This is a genomic window from Salinivibrio sp. VYel1 (assembly GCF_009377945.1).
Taxonomy (GTDB): Bacteria; Pseudomonadota; Gammaproteobacteria; order Enterobacterales; family Vibrionaceae; genus Salinivibrio; species Salinivibrio siamensis.
In genome coordinates, this window is record NZ_RSAM01000010.1 from 115,778 (window position 1) to 135,961 (window position 20,184).

The window sequence follows — 20,184 nt, forward strand, 5'->3', positions numbered from 1 at the left end:
CTCGATTAGCCGCGTGGGTGATGAGTTTGATGCAGCTGTTTTAAACGTTCAGTCGCCACATGGGTATAGATTTGGGTCGTCGATAGGTCACTGTGTCCGAGTAACATCTGCACCACGCGTAAATCGGCCCCATGATTGAGCAAGTGGGTCGCAAACGCATGACGTAAAACATGGGGCGAGAGATCCTCTGTCTCAATCCCCGCCAGTTGCGCATAGTACTTGATGCGATGCCAAAAGGTTTGCCGTGTCATTTGACGGGCGCGTTTGCTTGGGAAAAACACATCGGTACTGGTTTCACCCAGCAATACCGGGCGACTATACGCCAAATAGTGCTCCAGCCAATCCACGGCCGACTCTCCCATCGGGACCAAGCGTTCTTTGTCACCTTTACCGGACACCCGCACCACACCTTGGCGCAAGCTCACATTCTCCATCGTCAGCCCGATAAGCTCTGTCACACGCAAACCCGTCGCATATAACAGCTCCAACATGGCTTTATCTCTAAGCTCAAGGGGGTCGTCGGTATTCGGTGCCATTAATAGTGCATCGATTTGCTCTTCCGTCAGGTCTTTCGGCAGCCGCTTGGGCTGCTTCGGACTGATTAGGGTGGCACTGGGGTCGTCTGGACGCAACTTCTGTCGATACAAGTATTGGAATAGGCGACGTAACGCCGACACCATACGGCTGCGAGTGCTAGACTGGTAGCCCTGCTCATGTAGCCAGTACTGGTAATCTTGTAAGTCTTGCTTGCTCACCGCCACCAACGCGCGGGTGTCGAGCCAATGGCACAGCTTCAATAAATCTGTGCGATACGAATTCAACGTGTTTTCGGAAAGCCCACGCTCCATCCACATTGCATCCAAAAACTGCTCGATGCGTTCAATGTTATTCGTCACCTTCAACCCACTTGGTTATTAATCGAAAAAACCGCCCATCATCTGGGTAACGGACAGCGGCTATTATACAAAATGTCACCGTCAGTTGCTGGATCATATTGCCGGTGAGCAGGTAAACTGCGCCCATTACACACAAACGAGTCGCGCTATGAAAATCGGTCTTTTTTATGGTTCTACAACCTGCTATACCGAAATGGCCGCGGAGAAAATCCGTGACTTTATCGGTGATGATTTGGTCGAGCTACATAATGTCAAAGAAACACCGCTAGCCAAAATGGCAGATTACGACTTGCTACTACTTGGGATCTCAACGTGGGATTTTGGTGAGCTACAAGAAGATTGGGAAGCGGTTTGGCAAGACATTGATAGTCTCCAACTAAACGGCAAAGTCATAGCCCTGTTTGGCTTGGGCGACCAAGAAGGATACGCCGAATGGTATTTGGATGCCATGGGCATGCTCCACCAGCAACTACAAGGCTGTGGCGCACAGTTTATTGGTTACTGGTCCACCGAAGGTTATCGTTTTGATGCCTCAAAAGCGGTGACCGAGGATGGCAAGCAATTTGTCGGTCTCGCCCTTGATGAAGACTCCGAGTACGAACTCAGTGACGAGCGGATTCAAAACTGGTGCGAGCAAGTGCTACTCGAGTATCAAGCCTTACTTTGAGCCTATCCCGGCTCGCGCTGGCCAATTAATGGGACAAAAAAACCGCGCCTCTCAGCGCGGTTTTTGTTCGCTATCATGCATCGGTCGATATCACGATGCGTCTGCTAACGCATTCGCCCGTGATCCAACAAACTTTGCCACGCCCATAGCCACCAATGTAGGTAGCAGCCAGGCCATACCGACATCGAATAGCGGTAGGAAGCTAAAGCCGCTCATGTCAGCGCCCATGACTTTTGCCGCATCGAGCAAGCTAAAGAGCAATGCCACGCCCAACACAAGGCGATAACCCACAGCCGGATTTGGCAACCAGCGACGAATAAACGTCAAACCAATCAGCGCAATCGCGACAGGATAAAGGGCAAACAGCACAGGGACAGAAATCGCAATCAGCTGCTTGAGACCCACATTGGCCACCACCGCACAGACAGTAGCCACGACAACCACCCAACGACGGTACGTCCATGATGTGAGCGAACTAAAGTAATCAGCACACGCACTCACCAACCCAATCACGGTCGTCAAACACGCTAAACCGATAATCGCCGCCAGGATCATTTGCCCAACCGGGCCAAACAGTGCATCCACGTAGGCGGCCATGATTTCGCCACCATTTTGCGTTCCCTGCGCCACCGCACTAGCCGTTGAGCCCAAGTAGAACAGCGACACATACACAAACGCCAGTCCAGCGGCGGCAATAATACCGGCATAAATCAGGTACATGCAGGTCGCTTTGTTGTCTTCGATACCTTTTTTACGGATCACATCGACAATCAACATGCCGAACATTAACGCCGCAAAGGTATCCATGGTGTTGTAACCTTCCAAAAAGCCAGTCGTCAGTGCGTTTTCAACATAGTTACCTTGCGCGGCCACCACTTCGCCTTGTGGGTTAACAATCACCGCGATAGCCAAAATCGCGAGCGCCGCGAAAAGCAAAGGTGTCAAGAATTTACCGATGGTATCAATCAGCTTGCCTTGAGAAAGAGAGAAAAACATCGCGACGGCAAAAAAGACCACAGAGAAAGCGCCCAGTTCTAGCTGCCCAGGAGCTGATAAAAAGGGTTTAAATCCAATCTCATAGGCGACAAGTCCGGCACGAGGCGCAGCAAAGGCGGGGCCAATAATGATAAAAATCAGCACGGCCATTAGTGTGGCAACACCTGTGGGTAAGTCACGCGTTAGGCCCTTCCAGCCTCCGCCTGCCACCGCAACCGCAATGATACCGATTAAAGGAAGACCGACGGCAGTGATCAAAAATCCGATCATTGCAGCCGTAAAGTGATCACCGGCCAACATGCCAGCTTGTGGGGGAAAGATTATATTTCCTGCGCCTAAGAAAAAGGCAAAGGTCATAAAACCTAACGCTAAAATATCTACTAATTTTAAACGCTTAGTCACGATGTATACCTACAGCTTAAGAGGGTGTTTGCAATCAATAATGTTTCACCCATCTGAAACGCTCAATTATAATATTTTGTTTCAGACGATGGGCAGAACGCAGAATAATGAAGAAGTTCATAGCCACAGTAAAGGCATTGACAAAAAACCTTGTGATCTTCTGCATTAGCAATAACAATCAGCTCAATAAACTAGTTATTATGTTATCTGTGGTATTTTTTAACAAACAAACTCAATAACATCATGGTTACACAAAAGCAAAAAATGCTACCCCTTGATGCCGCTAAGTTGCCAGAGTGCAGGACAAATGAGCCAGTTTCGCTTTAAACAATTTGTTATCGACCACGGTGACTGTGGCATGAAAGTCAGTACGGATGGTGTACTACTGGGCGCGTGGTCTCAGCCTGGGACGGCGAGTAATAGCTTGGATATCGGAACGGGAACCGGTTTATTGGCATTGATGTTGGCACAACGTTTTCCATCCTTGTCGCTGACCGCGGTTGAGTATGATACGGCCGCGTTTCGCTGCGCCGAGCTAAATGTGAAACACTCATGCTTTGCTCGGCAAATCCAAGTACACCACGCTGATATCAACGCTTTTGAGCGCACGGAACAATGGCAACACATTGTTTGTAATCCCCCATACTTTACCAGTGGCGCCCCGTCCAGCAATCAACAGCGCGCGGTCGCTAGGCATGCAAATACCCTGAGCCATCCCGCACTTATCGCGTGCTTGCAAGGGTTACTTACCCCGACGGGGTGTGCCGATCTTATTTTGCCCAGTAAAGAGGCAGACGCGTTTATTCATTCTGCTCAGGGACAAGGCCTGTTCTTACGCCGGCAGCTATCCGTGCGCCCGACGCCGGATAAATCGCCTTCGCGCTTATTATTCACACTCTCGCCAACGACGGGCGCAGTCAGATCTGATACGATCGTGGTGCGCGAGAGAGATGGCGCTTATACGCAGGCATTCGCGGATCTGACACGCGCGTTTTACCTCAAACTCTCGTAATCCAAAACGAGCAGCGTCTCGCTATCATTGGCCTTGGGCGCGCTGCCCATTTACACTATTTGCGTCTATAATACCGCGCTTAACTATCCTTGGAGAATTACCTGTGCGAAGCTTTGCCGAACTCGAGCTGGATCCAGAACTGCTCAGTGCACTTGACGATATGGGCTATCAGCGCCCTACGCTGATCCAATCTGAGGTTATCCCCCACGGTATGGATGGACGTGACATCCTTGCCTCCGCCCCAACGGGAACCGGCAAAACGGCGGCTTTTTTGCTGCCCATGTTGCAGCACTTACTCGACTTCCCGCGGCAAAAACCCGGGCCAGGACGCGTACTGGTTCTCACCCCCACGCGTGAATTAGCCATTCAGGTGGCTGATGAAGCGCGCGCATTAGCGAAAAATACCAGTCTTAAGATCTTCACCATCACCGGGGGCATTTCATACCAAGAGCACGCCGAGCAGTTGGGTAAAACACAGGATATTGTGGTGGCAACGCCTGGCCGTTTGATGGAGTACATTGAAGCCGAACGGTTCGATTGTCGCGCCGTTGAATGCCTGATCTTAGATGAGGCAGACCGGATGCTGGATATGGGGTTTGCGAATGCCGTCAATCGACTCTCTGATGAGTGCCAGCGCCGCCGTCAGACCATGCTCTTCTCCGCCACACTAGAAGGGCGCGGGGTAGCAGGCTTTACCGAGGATCTGCTAGATAACCCTGAGCTGGTGGATGTCACACCACCACGCCGCGAGCGTAAAAAAATCACCCAGTGGTACCATCGCTGCGATGATCTTGACCATAAACGCGCCTTATTAAAGGCGATTGTCAGCGAACAGGCTGAACGAGCGATTGTATTTATTAAAACACGTGAGCGCTTGGCGGAGCTTCGTGATTATATGCAGTCACAACAACTGGATTGCGCCTGGATCCAAGGTGAAATGCAACAAGCGAAGCGTAACAATGCAATCAACCGGTTTAGTGAAGGAAAAGTCAGTGTACTGCTGGCCACTGATGTTGCGGCACGCGGCATTGATGTCCCAGATATCACCCATGTGATCAACTATGATCTCCCACGCACGGCTGACGTCTATTTACACCGTATTGGTCGCACGGCTCGTGCGGGCAAAAAAGGCTCTGCCATTTCACTGGTCGAAGCCCATGATCAACCAATGATGGATAGGATCATGCGCTATATGGATGAAGAGATTAAAGAGCGAACCATTGCTAGCTTGAAGCCAAAACATAAAAAAGCAGAGCATAAGAAGAAAAAAAAGAAGCAAAGCGTTAAAAACTCGAGCAAAGTCAAAAAGCCCAAAAAACGCAAATAGAACTAGACATCTATCAGCCTCACTGACTGGCTGATATATAAGGAATTACTCAAGGAGGCCCGAAAAGGCCTCCTTTTTTTCGCTATCGACGTCCATTTTGTTGAGCACAAAACGATCAGATTCACACATCGCGCAATGCAATGACACAAAATATTAACAATTGCGCTGCAAATCAGTTTAAGATGCTAATCGCGATAACAACAAAACATGATGCAAACACAGTAGAAGGAACTCACTATGCAATCGTTTGTCGATTTCTTAAATAGCATCATATGGAGCCCGGTTCTGATTTACACCTGTTTGGGTGCGGGACTGTTCTATTCCATACTGACGCGCTTTGTTCAAATCCGTCACTTCACCGAAATGTGGCGACTCCTCTTTTCAGGGAAAAGCTCAACCAAAGGGATTTCTTCTTTCCAAGCCTTAGCAGTCTCACTCTCCGGCCGTGTCGGTACGGGTAATATTGCCGGCGTCGCCGCCGCTATCGGTTTTGGTGGCCCAGGCGCGGTCTTCTGGATGTGGGTCGTTGCTTTTCTCGGTGCGGCAACCGCCTATACCGAGTCAACATTGGCACAGATTTATAAAGAAGAAGACAATGGTGAGTTCCGTGGTGGCCCAGCTTACTACATCGAAAAAGCGATGGGACAAAAATGGTATGCCATCCTCTTCGCTCTCGCGACCTTACTCGCCTGTGGTGTCATGCTACCTGGCGTGCAATCTAACGCCATTGGTAATGCCGTTGAAACCGCATTTGGCTCTGGTGCCATGGTTGATACCGCCATGTTTGGTGCGCTTGAAGTCTCGAAAGTGATTACCGGTGCCTTTATCTCTATCGTGCTCGGATTCATCATTTTCGGTGGTGTTAAACGTATTGCCCACTTTACGCAAATCGTCGTGCCTTTCATGGCACTGGCGTACATCATTATTGCGTTTGTCATCATCCTATTGAACATCAGTGAAATTCCCGCCGTGGTTTCTATGATCATCGGCGATGCCTTCACACCGATGGCAGGTGCGGGTGCAGCCATTGGTTGGGGGGTAAAACGTGGTGTTTACTCCAACGAAGCGGGTCAAGGAACAGGGCCACACGCGGCGGCGGCTGCCAACGTGGATCACCCGGCTCAGCAAGGCCTAGTTCAATCCTTCTCGGTTTACATCGATACCTTGCTAGTTTGCTCGGCAACCGCGTTTATGATCATCATCACCGGTGCTTACAACGTCCATGGTCCAGGTGAAGCCTATATCGTGCAAAACTTGGCGTCTTCGGTCGCGGCAAACAGCCCTGAGTTTACTCAGCTGGCGATTGAAGCGGCGATGCCTGGCTTAGGTAAACCCTTTATCGCCTTTGCACTCTTCTTCTTCGCCTTTACCACCATTTTGGCCTACTACTACATTGCCGAAACCAACATTGCTTACCTGCGTCGCACTATCAAAGTGCCAGGTATGATGTTTGCGCTGAAAGTGGTGCTGATGTCCGCCGTGTTCTACGGCTGTGTGCGGAGTGCGAACTTGGCATGGGCGTTTGGTGATGCCGGTGTGGGTTTGATGGCATGGTTAAACATTGTTGGCATCATCATCATCTTCTTTATGTCTAAGCCAGCCCTTAAGGCGCTGAAAGATTATGAAGAGCAACAGGCCAGAGGGGTAGAAACCTACACCTTTGATCCGGTTAAGCTTGGCATCAAAAATGCCGATTACTGGGAACAACGTCTGGCGCGCCGTAATGGCAAGCAAGAAAGTGAAACCACCGATGCCGATGGCAAACCTATCAATCCAACGGCATAAGATTCAAACAGCGAATCAATGGTAAAAAAGGGCGCATCAGCGCCCTTTTTTGATCGTGTTGGCCAACGACGCTACTAGTCATCAAGGCGGAAAATAATATCGACTTGATCACGCACCTGCATGGTTGCATCTTGGTAGCTCGCCGCGACATCCGCGCTGCCGCTGCGCAGTTCGGTATTCATCATCACAGGACGTGGGTTGCTGGATCGATAACGAATTTGCCAGACGCCATCAACACGCATATCCAGGCTTTTCGCGAGCGCCTCGGCTTTCTCTTTGGCGTCTTGTACCGCCGCCTCACGGGCCTTATCTTTCAAGGTGGCCTGCTCACTGCTGGTGAGCTGTACATGGCGAATACGGTTGATCCCCTCACCTAAGGCACCATCTAGCACCGCATTCAATTTATCGAGCTGATTGAGTGTCACAGTAACGTGGCGTTCCGCACGGTAGCCAATCAGCTCAGGCGCTTTGTCTTTGGCGTGTTGATAACGCGGTGACAGCTGAATATGCGCACTCTCGATTTGTTCGCGCTTTACCCCTTGTGCCGACAGCCGATTGATAAACGCCGTGACCGCTTTGTCGGATGCGGCTTTCGCAGCTTTCGCCGTTTTACGCTCAGTGACCACGCCCACTTCAATGCTCGCCATGTCTGGCGCAGCGGTCACTTCCCCGACACCGGTAATGTCCAAGTGAGGAAAATCAATATTGGCCATCGCGGCGGGTGCCATCACTAAGGCCCCCGTCAGCCATACCATTGCTTTCAATTTTTGCATAATCTCTCCTTTGAGAAGGCAAGCGATAGATAGTAAGTAACGCTAAGTCAGACGCGAAAAAACACCAAAAGCTCCCCTGCCAACGTCAATTTTGTGTCAATATTGAACCAGTGCTTGTTTCGCCGCTTGCTGACAAGCGTGGGTAATCGCCGCTAACACACCACTTTCCATCGCCCAAAAATGCCAGTACAAATGCCGTGACTCCACTTTCCCCGGCATCACATCCACCAAGCGCCCGTCCGCTAACTGCGCTGACACCATAATCCGTGGGATCAAACAATACGCCATACTTTGCGATGCCATGGCCACAAATGCCTCCGAAGAGCGGACAATATGTCGGCGCCACCCCGCTGCGGGCATGGCATAATGAGCCGCTAGAAAATCCGCATGCATATCGTCATGTGCATCAAAAATCACTGCCGGCGCGGCCATTAACGCCTCTCTATCAATCCCATCAGAAAAGTATCGCTCAGCAAACGCTGGGGTAGCCACACAACTGTAGTCCATGGTACCCAAGTAACGACAATCACAGCCATGCATCGGCGTGGAGTCAGTGCTGATCGCCGCAATCGCTTCACCGCTGCGCATTTTATTGAGCGTACGGCTTTCATCTTCAACCAATAAATTAAAGTCAATCGCTTGATGGGCGGTCAGTGGCGCGAGGGCCGAAAGTAGCCAAGTCGCTAAACTATCCGCGTTGGTGGCAATGGAGACCGACAAGACTGACCCATCAATACCTGGTGCCAGCTCAGGCAAGGTTTCTTGCTCCAACAGTTGCACGCGTCGATAAAGACCCAGTAGACGCTGACCGATCGGCGTTGGCCGCGGAGGTTGCTCACGCACCATTACAGGCTGGGCGATTTGCCGCTCTAACTGCTTTATACGTTGAGAGACCGCAGATTGAGTAATGAACAGGGCCGCCGCCGCGCGTTCAAAACTTCCCCAAGAGATCACCGCATCTAACGCTTCTACTCCTCGATAATCCATCCTTGCGCCTCATTAGTTAAATTAATTAACCATAAATATAATTAAGTTCCTTTAATAGGCAATCCTGCTTAAAGTGAGGGTTATACCAGTAAAAAGAAGGAAGAACAGGGTGAGCAGCTTTCTCGTCGCACTTCAGGGCTTAGGATTAAGCCTAACCATGATTATTCCCATTGGCGCTCAGAATGCCTATGTGATTAACCAAGGTATCAGCCGTGAACACCATATGACCACAGCATCGATCTGCTTTATTTGCGATATTATTTTGATTTCAAGTGGTATTTTTGGCGGAGGGGCATTGTTAGCAAGCTACCCACTTCTGCTCAACACCATTACGCTCGCGGGGATCGCTTTTCTGAGTGTGTATGCATGGCAGTTTATCCAAAGCGCACGTCAGCACAACCAGGACGTGTCAATGGCGACACCCACCATGAGTCGAGGCCGCCGCGCGGTGATCATTGGTGCCTTGGCGGTGACCTTACTCAATCCGCATGTGTATCTCGATACCGTGGTAGTGTTAGGGGCAATTGGTGGCCAATTTGCGTTCGATGAACGCGTTGCCTTTACGGTCGGCGCCCTAATGGGATCGTGCCTTTGGTTTTACGGTTTATCAGCAGGGGCCGCGCGCTTGTCGCCGTGGCTCTCCACGCCCTCTATCCGGCGACTGCTCGACCTACTCATGGCGAGTATGATGTTATTCGTGGCCGGTAAACTCGCACTTGGCCTGTACGCACGTTTACTGGCGGGCTAAAAAACAGGGATGCGGCCACGCTGCCGCATCCATAATGACGGTCGCCCGCCGTGAGGTTACGCTTGGCTCTCGCCGCGCTCGAAGTGAACACTCATTTGCGGGAACGGGATTTCAATACCATTTTCGTCCAGCGCTTCTTTGATGGTTGGCAACAGCTCAAAGTAAACACTCCAGTAGTCTTCTGTTTTCACCCAAGGGCGCACCACAAAATTGACCGATGAGTCGGCTAACGTCATCACCGCCACATTGGGCTCAGGATCTTTCAGAATCAAGGGATGTTGGGTGACAATATCCGTCAACACCGCTTTGGTTTTCTTCAAATCCGCGCTATACGCTACGCCAATCGTCAAGTCAATGCGGCGTGTGGCATGCTTGGAATAGTTAGTGATTGGGCTGCTTATCACCGAACCATTTGGCACCACCACCATTTTGTTATCCGGGGTAGTGAGCACCGTAGAGAACACTTGAATGGACTCAACAGAGCCAGCGACTCCGGCCAATTCGACGTAATCGCCCGATTTGAACGGACGGAACATCACAATCAATACCCCGGCGGCAAAGTTGGCCAACGAGCCTTGTAAGGCAAGACCCACGGCTAAACCTGCGGCACCTAAGATGGCAATCACAGACGCCGTTTGCACACCCACGCGGCTTAATGCTGCAATTAAAACAATGATAAACAGTAAGTAACGCACTAAACCATGGATAAACTCCACCACCGCGTTATCCATGTTGCGCTTGCGCATGATACCCGCCATGGAGTTAGCTAAACCTTTAACCACAAGGTTACCAATCACCAAGATCAGCAGTGCGGAAATAATGTTCACCCCGTACTGAATCAAGAGATCTTGATTATCCGTCAGCCAGGTCTGTGCCCACTTAGCACCCTCTACCACTGTGTTTTCCTCACTCATTCACTTTTCCCTCTTCAAATTGGGATAAACAGTAATCCTATGTTAACAGGCTTTTACTGGTCGCTGTCTATCTCAGTGACGCAAAATGTCTACCCAATGAGACGTGTCGGTATCACGCAGATATAAAAAAACCCGCCAAATGGCGGGCTTTAATTCAACACTGTTATAACGTTTACAGTACGTCAACCGCGTTAAGGTCTTTAAAGGCTTGCTCAAGGCGCGCAACCATCGACTCTTGACCTTTACGTAGCCAAACGCGTGGGTCATAGAATTTTTTGTTTGGCTGATCATCACCTTTCGGGTTACCGATTTGGCTTTGCAGGTAACCTTCGTTGTCTTGGTAATACTGACGAATACCATCCCATGTAGCCCACTGGGTATCGGTATCGATGTTCATTTTGATCACACCGTAACCAATGGATTCTTGAATTTGCTCTTCTGAAGAACCCGAACCACCATGGAACACGAAGTTCAGACCATTGGTCGGCAGACCAAATTTCTCTGAACAGTAAGCCTGTGATTCACGAAGAATTTCTGGCTTAAGTACCACGTTACCTGGCTTATAAACACCGTGAACGTTACCGAATGAAGCGGCAATGGTAAAACGAGGGCTTACAGCAGACAGTTTTTCGTACGCGTAAGCCACTTCTTCTGGTTTGGTGTAAAGGTCAGCCGTATCAACATCGCTGTTGTCCACGCCGTCTTCTTCACCACCAGTGATACCCAGTTCGATTTCTAGCGTCATGCCCATTTTGTCCATGCGCGCTAGGTATTCGGCACAGATTTCCATGTTCTCTTCTAGAGACTCTTCAGACAGGTCAATCATGTGAGAAGAGAAAAGCGGTTTACCGTGCTCTTTGAAGAAGGCTTCGCCAGCGTCAAGTAGACCATCAATCCAAGGCAGTAGTTTTTTCGCAGCGTGGTCAGTGTGCATGATCACCGGCACACCGTAGACTTCAGCCATGGCGTGAACGTACTTCGCACCGGCAACAGCGCCTTTAATTTGCGCTTCTTGGCCTTCTAGTTTCAGACCTTTGCCCGGGAAGAAACCCGCACCACCGTTAGAGAACTGAATAACCACTGGCGCTTTTACTTTCGCCGCGGCTTCCATCACTGCGTTGATTGAGTCAGTGTTAACCACGTTGACTGCAGGCAATGCAAACTTGTTCTCTTTGGCAACTTCAAATACTTTCTGAACGTCATCGCCAAAGATAACGCCAGGTTTTACAAAATCAAAAACTTTAGACATGGCTCTTGTCCTATTAACTCGGGTTGTCTTTGCTGAACTGAGTAAAGATGCCTGAAGCACCCTTATCAATCTGGTGCAATCGTTTACGACTCGGCCTATTGTAGTCAAACGAAAGCAAAAACGGGAGATGTCCCTCCCGTTTTATTATCTGGTTTATGCGTCTTTGGCGCGTGCTTCCAGCATTTCTACCGCTGGAAGAGGCTTGCCTTCAACAAACTCTAGGAACGCGCCGCCACCGGTTGAGATGTAAGACACGTCAGCTTGGATGCCAAACTTGTCAATCGCCGCGAGGGTATCGCCGCCACCTGCAACAGAGAAGCCTTCAGACTCCGCGATCGCTTTTGAAATGCCTGCTGTGCCCGCTTCAAAGTTCTTAAACTCAAAGACGCCAACAGGGCCATTCCACAGAATGGTTTTGGCATTTTTCAAAATGTCTGCCAATGCCTGGGTTGATTCAGGACCAAGGTCGAAAATCATGTCGTCGTCTTGCACATCTTCAACGCGCTTGATCTCTGCTTCCGCGTTTTCATCAAACGCTTTCGCACACGCAACGTCGGTAGCGACAGGAATATGGCACTCTTCCATTAAAGATTTCGCCGTATCCACTAAGTCCGCCTCATACAGCGACTTACCGACATTGTGACCGTCTGCTGCGATAAAGGTGTTCGCAATACCACCGCCCACAACCAGCTGGTCAGCAACGGTTGACAGTGATTTCAGTACCGTCAGCTTGGTAGACACTTTTGAACCACCCACAATCGCCACCATTGGGCGTGCCGGGTTGTCCATCGCTTTGCCTAACGCATCCAGCTCGTTAGCCAGCAATGGGCCAGCGCAAGCCACAGGCGCATACGTGCCCACACCATGAGTTGAGGCTTGGGCGCGGTGCGCCGTACCAAATGCGTCCATCACAAAAATATCGCACAGTGCCGCGTACTTTTTAGACAGCGCTTCGTCGTTCTTCTTTTCGCCTTTATTAAAGCGCACGTTCTCAAGCACCACCAGCTCACCGGCATTAAGCTCAAGACCGTCTAGATAGTCTTTAGCGAGGCTGACCTTACAATCCAGCGCATCATCAAGGTAGTTCACTACCGGCTGCAGTGAATACTGATCTTCAGGCTGACCTTCTTCAGGACGACCTAGGTGAGAGGTCACCATGACTTTTGCACCGGCTTCTAAGCAGTGCTTAATCGTAGGCAGTGATGCCAAAATACGTGCGTCAGAGGTCACTTTACCGTCTTTTACAGGCACGTTCAGATCAGCACGGATAAACACACGCTTTCCGGCAAGATCTAAGTCGGTCATCTTAATTACAGACATATGGTCCTCGCTATAAGGTTGCAAATTGAAACTGATTTAATCAGGGCAACACCCCACCCACGCTTGCGTCTATTACGCCATGGCAAGTGTGGTATCTAACATTCGGTTGGCAAAACCCCACTCGTTATCGCACCAAACCAGCGTTTTAATCAGCTGGTGATCACTGACTCGTGTTTGCGATCCATCAACAATGGCGCTGTGTGAGTCGTGGTTAAAGTCGATCGATACCAAGGGCGCTTCGGTATAATCCAGTATACCGTCTAATGTACATCGAGATGCCGTCTGCAGAGCTTGATTTACGTCATTAACTTTCACTTTAGTACGTACAGTGACACTTAAATCCATCGCTGTCACGTTTATCGTCGGTACGCGCACCGAGATCGCTTCAAATTTGTCAGAAAATTTCGGAAAAATCCTACCAATTCCAACATGGAGTTTGGTATCCACCGGGATGATCGATTGGCTTGCGGTGCGCGTTCGGCGCAGATCTGAGTGATACGCATCAATCACCTGCTGGTCATTCATTGAAGAGTGAATGGTAGTGATAGTGCCGGACTCAATTCCAAAGTGTTCGTCCAAGGCTTTGATCACTGGGACGATACAATTGGTGGTGCATGAGCCATTAGAGACAATACGATCATCCGCGGTTAACGCATCATGGTTGACCCCGTAAATAACGGTACGGTCAACATCTTGGCTGGCGGGATGTGAAAACAAGACTTTTTTAGCACCTGCAGCAATATGAGCCTCACCGTCTTCTCGTGTGCCAAACTTGCCCGTGCAGTCCAAGACAATATCAACATCAAGGTCACGCCAAGGTAAAAGCTGAAGTTCCGGTAAGTGAAGCAGGCGAATGCTGTCGGTGGCGACAAACAAATGTTCTTGGTTATAGGAAACCGGCCAGCCGAACCGACCATGGCTTGAGTCATATTGCAGCAGATGCGCCATCGCCTCGGGCTCTGCGAGCTCATTAATCGCGACCACTTGAATGCGATCATGCTTGCCACTTTCATACAGGGCCCGCAATACACTGCGCCCTATACGACCAAATCCATTAATTGCGACTCTTAATGCCATGTCCATCGGTGCTCGTTTAACGATGCCCCATAGTGTATCTCAAGCACGTAAAAGACGCACGTGTTGTGTGAGCCTTCTCACGCGCCTTCGGGGATGAAGTACCGTGAAAAACGCCCGTCTGGCTATCATCCAAATACCAAGACGGGCGCGGCAGTGTTATCGCTGTATCAGCACTTAAAAGTGGATATTCATTCCCAACCAGTAACGACGCTCATCCGTGATATAACCATAATCGTCGTACTCAAGCGTGTTATCGAACAAGTTATAAATAGCACCTTGAAGCTCAATCGATTCGGTCAGTTGGTAGTTCGCCCCTGTATCCATCATGGTATACCCAGGCTCAATATTGCTGCGAGAAGAGGGACCTTTCACAGGATCCATTTCTTTGCCACGATAGGTCGCGCTGATCCAAGGGTTCAGCCTTTCCGTGGCTTGCCAATTGACTTCGCCATACGCGAGCTGCTGGGGAATTTGATTTAAAGGCTGGCCTTTATACGCCCCCGTCTTCTGCTCCGAATCGGTGTAAGTATAGCTGGCACTCACATCGAGTGTCTCCGTGACCGGCACGAATAGGCTCGCTTCAATCCCTTGAGTGACCGCTTCATCAACGTTAATCCGAATCGTGGACGGTTTAGTTTTTGTTTTTTCCTCTTCCTTGTCGTAATAGACAGTAGGTGGACAGGTTGACGCGGGACAAGTGACACGGGTTATCTTATCTTTAAAATCATTATGGAATACGGTTAGCGAACCACTGACCCCCGTATCGCCTTGGTAGTTGATACTGACTTCTGAGTTAACAGAGGTCTCGGGCTCCAGATCAGGATTGCCATAGATATTCCCGCCTCGGCTAACTTGTGCCCAATTCGGGGCAATTTCGCGCAGTTGTGGCGAGCGGAACCCCGTCGCGACCCCACCCTTTACTGTCCAGCTATCGGTGAGCTGATAAACACCATACAGGCGTGGACTAGCGTGATAATCATAGTTTTCATCATGATCGACACGTAAGCCGAGGGTCAGACTAAATGGCTCAATCACACGCCACTCATCTTCGACAAATAAAGCCGCTTGTGTATTGTCAATCTCAGTTTGGCTCGACGCTTTATTAGAGGTAAAGTCCTCCAACTTCGCTTTGTTCACCGAGCCACCGACCGTCAAAGTGTGTGTTTCAAAATCACGAATGAGACGGGTTTTAAACTCGGTGTTCTTAATCGTCATTTCGCGACTTTTATTGCGGCTTTGCTCGTACTGTAAGTGTGAATCTGACCAGCCCCACGTCCAATGCCCTTCATGCCCAAGGGCGATTGATTGCCGCCGATATTCATTGTTACTGTTTTCACATTGGTTGCCTCGACACTGGCTATCATCCGTGGGAACGGTTTTGCCTATGTGGCCATTTCGCTCTTGCGAACTCGCGCCCAAGTCCAAGGTCCACTGTTGAAAATCGCTGGCACCGTAAGTCAACGAGGTAGAAAGACTACGTAAAGATTTGTCCTCGTAACCGAAAGTAATCTCGTCTTCTTGGCGTTGAACGTTTTGGCCTGATACCGTCATCCCTAGCTTATCGCTTAACGCGCCAGACAAGTAAAAATTGGCGCTTTGTTCATCGCCTGATGCGCGTTTTTCTTGTAATAACGTGCTCAACTGCACGTTGCCATGCCATTCATGTTGTTCACGACGAGTAATAATATTAATCACCCCACCGATGGCATCAGAGCCATACAAGGTCGACATCGGCCCCCGAATCACTTCAATACGCTCAATCGCTTGTAGCGGAGGTAACCAACCTTGCTCAATGCCAGGCCCGTCACTGTTCGGGCGTGTTTCGCGACTGGTGGTACGTTTTCCATCCACCAGCATCAGGGTATATTTTGAGCCCATTCCGCGAATACTGATATCCGTGGTGTCACCGCCTCCGGTCACAACCACGCCAGGAATACGCTTTAATGCATCCGTAACATCGCGATAATAACGATCTTCAAGTTGGTCACGGCTAATCACGCTAATACTTGCTGGTGCCTTTGCGGTGGCTTGTTCAAACCCTGACGCTGTGATCACCATAGTTTCGGTATTTTGATCACCCGCTTCTGCCGCATGAATAGCACTCACAGGCATACCGGCTAATACCATCCCGAGAACAACGGGACGAAGACAACTGGACATAATCAACTCCATTTTGTGATAATGATTATTATTTGTTAGTTGATAATTATTCACGTTTGAGTTCGGACGCATAGGGACAAAACAGGAACACCTCGTTCCAGTAATAGAACGAGGCAGTGAGCTTCATGCCGAACCATTGATATGAATCTTCACCGAAGTGAAAAAGGACCGTTATGCAGGATTTTTCTTCGATCCGTTCGTTTGCGGCTTTGTGTCATCATCAAAGCCTTACCGCTGCCGCTAAGGCATTGGGCCAACCTAAGTCAACGGTGAGTCGTCGCTTGGCTCAACTGGAAGCCGACCTAGGCCAGCCTTTAACGCAAAGACAAGGTAATAGACTGGTCTTAACCAAAGCGGGAGAGATTTTTTCTCACTACTGCCAACAAATGCTCGATTTAGCAGAGGAAAGTGAAGAAGCGATCCAGGGGTTAAATAATCATCTTCAAGGGGCGATAGAAGTGATTTGCCACCCCGGAATAATGCGCGGTTGGGCGGCTCCATTGATCAGTCGTTTTCTCGCTGAGCATCCCAAAGTATCCATCACATTAACAAGCGAAGTCAGTGCACAACGTATTCAGTCGGCCGATCTTATCATCTGGGCAGGAGACATCATGTTACCGGTCAATTGCCGCTCATATCAGCTTGGCCATTGGCAATATGGTATTTACGCGGCACCAGGCTATGTCAGCCAATATGGCCCGTTTACGCATCCTAGCCTGCTCGATGAACACCCTTGGCTAGATGTCTTTGCCCTACGTCGACAAGGATTAACGCTTTATGACCACGACAGTACCTACCACTTAAGCGCCATGCCTAGCCGCTTTAATTGCGATATGATAGCCATTCAATTGGATGCTATCGCCGATGGGCAGGGCGTTGGATTGCTACCGATCTGGAGCGCCACAGGTTATCAACACCATCATCCTGATAGAATTATGCGCTGCTTGCCTAACTGGGCCTCAGCACCTATTCCGTTGCGTCTTAACTGCAGCGCTGGCCGTCTTCCTCTGCGTGTCGAATCACTGGTGCACTGGCTGCAAGAGGCGATTCCCTCATCATGGGGGTCAGTGAAGCCACAGCCAGTATCCCACGCGGTGTAAGCGCATCTCAGCCAATTTTGCTATACCTTAAGACACCCATATGCATCAACTGACTTGCGTTTATCACAATTACGAATAAAATAGACGTCTAGAAGTTAAAACATCTGAGATGATCGGCGAAACGATTCGCTACGTATCGTCGGTATTCTTGATAATCAATGAGAGTGTCACATGGCTAAGCACCTGTTTACCTCAGAGTCCGTCTCTGAAGGCCATCCTGATAAAATCGCCGATCAGATTTCTGATGCGGTCTTGGATGCCATTCTTGAGCAAGATCCCAAAGCACGCGTTGCCTGCGAAACCTATGTAAAGACCGGTATGGTCATGGTAGGCGGGGAAGTGACGACCTCGGCATGGGTCGATATCGAAGAGCTCACCCGTCAAACCGTTCAAGATATTGGTTATGTCCACTCTGATATGGGCTTTGATGCCAACTCTTGCGCCGTATTGAATACCATTGGTAAACAATCCCCAGACATTAACCAAGGGGTTGATCGCGCCGACCCGAAAGATCAGGGCGCTGGCGACCAAGGGATCATGTTTGGCTTTGCCACCAACGAAACCAATGTGCTGATGCCTGCCCCCATCACCTATTCACACCGTTTGGTCGAGCGTCAGGCGCAAGTACGTAAAAACGGCACGTTAGACTGGTTACGCCCAGATGCGAAAAGCCAGGTCACCTTTGCGTATGACAACGGTAAAATTGCGGGTATTGATGCCGTCGTGCTCTCAACACAGCATTGCGACAGTATTTCAACCGACGATCTGCGCGAAGCGGTGATGGAAGAAATCATCAAGCCAGTATTGCCGGCACAATGGCTGACCAAAGACACCAAGTATTTCATTAACCCAACGGGCCGTTTTGTGATTGGCGGACCGATGGGCGATTGTGGTTTAACAGGCCGTAAAATCATTGTCGACACCTATGGCGGTGCAGCCCGTCACGGTGGCGGAGCTTTCTCGGGTAAAGACCCCTCAAAAGTGGATCGCTCTGCCGCGTATGCCGCGCGTTACGTGGCCAAAAACATTGTCGCCGCAGGTCTTGCTGACCGTTGTGAAATCCAGTTGTCTTACGCGATTGGCGTTGCGGAACCCACTTCTATCATGGTGGAGACCTTTGGTACCGAAAAAGTGGCCCCAGAAGTGATCACTAAAGCGGTTCGTGAACACTTCGACTTACGCCCGTATGGTTTGCAGGAAATGCTGGATTTATTACAACCCATCTATAAGCAAACGGCTGCATATGGCCACTTTGGTCGCGACATCTTCCCCTGGGAGAAAACCGACAAAGCAGCGCTATTGCGCGACTTTGCCAAGCTCGGGTAATCTCCACGTACTCATTGCTTGTAAGGGAAGCTTCGGCTTCCCTTTTTGATCGCCACTAGGATCGCCACACTATGTCTTCTGCTTCTGACGCATTCGCCTTTGACAAGACCGCTTGGTCACCTGATGCATTACAGCAAGCGGCTAACACGCGTGTTTACCAGTGTATTGATGCGGCTAATCGTCAATTAGGTACCCAGCTACACTATCCTGCGATTGGCTTCACACTACGGGGTCAATCCGCTGGCACCGCGCACCCCACGCAATGGCGTGTTAGGTTTAACCCGATCCTTTTACAGCAAGCACCAGAGACCTTTTTCGACGAAGTGATCCCTCATGAGGTCTGTCATTTGGTTACCTTTGCGCTATACGGTCGGGTAAAACCACATGGTCCTGAGTGGCGTTCGCTAATGAACCAGGTATTTAATGCCCCTGCCAATACCACCCACCAGCTTGATATCAGTGCCGTGCAAGGCAAAACCTTCGCGTACCAGTGTGAGTGTGGCCCTGTTGCCTTATCCATTCGCCGCCACAATAAAATACAGCGCGGACAAGCCACCTATCGCTGCAACCGCTGTCAACAGCCACTAGTGAGAAACCTTGACGCCTTAGAATAATTTGTTTTTTCACCACTCGACCCCATATTAGTGACAAAGCCTATCGCCCCCGTAGCCATGTTACACTGAAGGCGAGATGACCATGGAAAACGAGCACAATGCGAATTCCTCGAATTTATCACCCAACGCCCTTGCCATCGCAAGGCGATGTGACACTGAGTGGCGAAGCTGCCAACCATCTCGGTCGCGTCCTACGTATGCAACCTGAACAACCGATTTTGCTCTTTGATGGCAGTGGTGCGCAGTTTCCCGCTATGCTGACGGAAGTCAGTAAAAAGCAGGTTGTCGCGACCATTACCGCTTGCGAATCACACAGTGTCGAGTCACCGCTTGACTTTGAACTCGGCCAAGTGATTTCACGTGGTGAGAAAATGGAGTTTACCATTCAAAAATCGGTCGAATTAGGCGTGAATACCATCACTCCCCTTTTATCGGCTCGATGCGGAGTGAAACTCAATGCTGAGCGACTCGAGAAAAAACGCCAACAATGGCAAAAAATCGCGATTGGCGCCTGTGAGCAAAGCGGCCGTAATGTGGTGCCCACCATTAACCCGGTGATCAATCTAGACACATGGTGCCAGCAGGCGTTTGATGGCTTAAAACTGAACCTTCATCCGCGTGCCCCCTACTCTATCAATACGCTACCCGACGCCCCCGACAAGCTACGCTTGCTCATTGGCCCAGAGGGCGGATTGTCTGATGACGAGATTGCAATGACACGCGAACACGGCTTTGAAGAGATCCTACTCGGCCCACGCGTGTTGCGAACAGAAACCGCGGCGCTCACCGCCATCACGGCCCTTCAAGTCCGTTTTGGCGATTTGGGTTAAC

At 50.1% G+C, this 20,184-nt stretch carries 18 protein-coding genes; 9 read left to right on the top strand and 9 right to left on the bottom strand.

Features of this window, described 5'->3' with window-relative positions:
• Positions 1-5: 5 nt before the first annotated feature.
• The gene (gene xerD, locus EHW58_RS10995) at positions 6-896 is read right to left on the bottom strand and encodes a site-specific tyrosine recombinase XerD (protein WP_077459008.1); all 891 of its coding nucleotides are present in this window, start codon (positions 894-896) and stop codon (positions 6-8) included.
• A 148-nt stretch (positions 897-1,044) separates the two neighbouring features.
• Between xerD and fldB the strand changes: the two genes are divergently transcribed.
• Complete coding sequence (gene fldB, locus EHW58_RS11000) at positions 1,045-1,563, top strand: flavodoxin FldB (RefSeq protein ID WP_046075079.1); 519 nt, start codon at positions 1,045-1,047, stop codon at positions 1,561-1,563.
• Positions 1,564-1,653: 90 nt separating this feature from the next.
• Here the strand turns inward: fldB and brnQ are convergent, their stop codons facing one another.
• Complete coding sequence (gene brnQ / locus EHW58_RS11005) at positions 1,654-2,961, bottom strand: branched-chain amino acid transport system II carrier protein (RefSeq protein ID WP_077578294.1); 1,308 nt, start codon at positions 2,959-2,961, stop codon at positions 1,654-1,656.
• Between the two features lie 307 nt (positions 2,962-3,268).
• Here brnQ and EHW58_RS11010 point away from each other — a divergent pair, with 307 nt between their 5' ends.
• The 3 genes from EHW58_RS11010 to EHW58_RS11020 all read left to right on the top strand — a co-directional run bounded on the left by EHW58_RS11010 (position 3,269) and on the right by EHW58_RS11020 (position 7,085).
• A complete protein-coding gene (locus tag EHW58_RS11010) occupies positions 3,269-3,973 on the top strand; it encodes a tRNA1(Val) (adenine(37)-N6)-methyltransferase (RefSeq protein WP_158075485.1) in 705 nt (234 codons plus the stop codon).
• A 103-nt stretch (positions 3,974-4,076) separates the two neighbouring features.
• A complete protein-coding gene (gene srmB / locus EHW58_RS11015) occupies positions 4,077-5,300 on the top strand; it encodes an ATP-dependent RNA helicase SrmB (protein ID WP_077606489.1) in 1,224 nt (407 codons plus the stop codon).
• Positions 5,301-5,537: 237 nt separating this feature from the next.
• The gene (locus EHW58_RS11020; RefSeq protein WP_077459005.1) at positions 5,538-7,085 is read left to right on the top strand and encodes a sodium:alanine symporter family protein; all 1,548 of its coding nucleotides are present in this window, start codon (positions 5,538-5,540) and stop codon (positions 7,083-7,085) included.
• A 74-nt stretch (positions 7,086-7,159) separates the two neighbouring features.
• Here EHW58_RS11020 and EHW58_RS11025 read toward each other — a convergent pair whose 3' ends face one another.
• Positions 7,160-7,858, bottom strand: a complete 699-nt coding sequence (locus EHW58_RS11025; RefSeq protein ID WP_046075075.1) for an oxidative stress defense protein — start codon at positions 7,856-7,858, stop codon at positions 7,160-7,162.
• Between the two features lie 96 nt (positions 7,859-7,954).
• Complete coding sequence (locus tag EHW58_RS11030) at positions 7,955-8,845, bottom strand: LysR family transcriptional regulator ArgP (protein ID WP_152796386.1); 891 nt, start codon at positions 8,843-8,845, stop codon at positions 7,955-7,957.
• A gap of 157 nt (positions 8,846-9,002) precedes the next feature.
• On the opposite strand from EHW58_RS11030, the gene EHW58_RS11035 reads away from it, so the two are divergent.
• Positions 9,003-9,593, top strand: a complete 591-nt coding sequence (locus EHW58_RS11035; RefSeq protein ID WP_077459013.1) for a LysE/ArgO family amino acid transporter — start codon at positions 9,003-9,005, stop codon at positions 9,591-9,593.
• Positions 9,594-9,649: 56 nt separating this feature from the next.
• On the opposite strand, the gene mscS is transcribed toward EHW58_RS11035, so the two are convergent.
• The 5 genes from mscS to EHW58_RS11060 all read right to left on the bottom strand — a co-directional run bounded on the left by mscS (position 9,650) and on the right by EHW58_RS11060 (position 16,313).
• Positions 9,650-10,507: a small-conductance mechanosensitive channel MscS gene (mscS, locus tag EHW58_RS11040; protein ID WP_152796388.1), complete on the bottom strand. Its 858-nt coding sequence runs from the start codon at positions 10,505-10,507 to the stop codon at positions 9,650-9,652.
• A 172-nt stretch (positions 10,508-10,679) separates the two neighbouring features.
• Positions 10,680-11,756, bottom strand: a complete 1,077-nt coding sequence (fbaA, locus tag EHW58_RS11045) for a class II fructose-bisphosphate aldolase (protein ID WP_152796390.1) — start codon at positions 11,754-11,756, stop codon at positions 10,680-10,682.
• Positions 11,757-11,909: 153 nt separating this feature from the next.
• Positions 11,910-13,076 (bottom strand): phosphoglycerate kinase, encoded by a 1,167-nt coding sequence (locus tag EHW58_RS11050; RefSeq protein WP_152796392.1) that lies wholly within the window; start codon positions 13,074-13,076, stop codon positions 11,910-11,912.
• Between the two features lie 72 nt (positions 13,077-13,148).
• A complete protein-coding gene (gene epd, locus EHW58_RS11055) occupies positions 13,149-14,153 on the bottom strand; it encodes an erythrose-4-phosphate dehydrogenase (RefSeq protein WP_077578346.1) in 1,005 nt (334 codons plus the stop codon).
• Positions 14,154-14,327: 174 nt separating this feature from the next.
• Complete coding sequence (locus tag EHW58_RS11060) at positions 14,328-16,313, bottom strand: ligand-gated channel protein (RefSeq protein WP_152796394.1); 1,986 nt, start codon at positions 16,311-16,313, stop codon at positions 14,328-14,330.
• A gap of 173 nt (positions 16,314-16,486) precedes the next feature.
• On the opposite strand from EHW58_RS11060, the gene EHW58_RS11065 reads away from it, so the two are divergent.
• The 4 genes from EHW58_RS11065 to rsmE all read left to right on the top strand — a co-directional run bounded on the left by EHW58_RS11065 (position 16,487) and on the right by rsmE (position 20,183).
• Positions 16,487-17,413 carry a LysR family transcriptional regulator gene (locus EHW58_RS11065; protein WP_152796396.1) on the top strand — a complete coding sequence of 309 codons (927 nt, stop codon included), beginning with the start codon at positions 16,487-16,489 and terminating at the stop codon, positions 17,411-17,413.
• Between the two features lie 171 nt (positions 17,414-17,584).
• Positions 17,585-18,739 (top strand): methionine adenosyltransferase, encoded by a 1,155-nt coding sequence (gene metK / locus EHW58_RS11070; RefSeq protein ID WP_046075069.1) that lies wholly within the window; start codon positions 17,585-17,587, stop codon positions 18,737-18,739.
• Between the two features lie 71 nt (positions 18,740-18,810).
• Positions 18,811-19,353, top strand: a complete 543-nt coding sequence (locus EHW58_RS11075; RefSeq protein ID WP_077578289.1) for a SprT family zinc-dependent metalloprotease — start codon at positions 18,811-18,813, stop codon at positions 19,351-19,353.
• Between the two features lie 98 nt (positions 19,354-19,451).
• On the top strand, positions 19,452-20,183 hold the full coding sequence (gene rsmE / locus EHW58_RS11080) for a 16S rRNA (uracil(1498)-N(3))-methyltransferase (RefSeq protein WP_046075067.1): 732 nt from the start codon (positions 19,452-19,454) through the stop codon (positions 20,181-20,183).
• The last annotated feature ends 1 nt before the right edge of the window (position 20,184 follow it).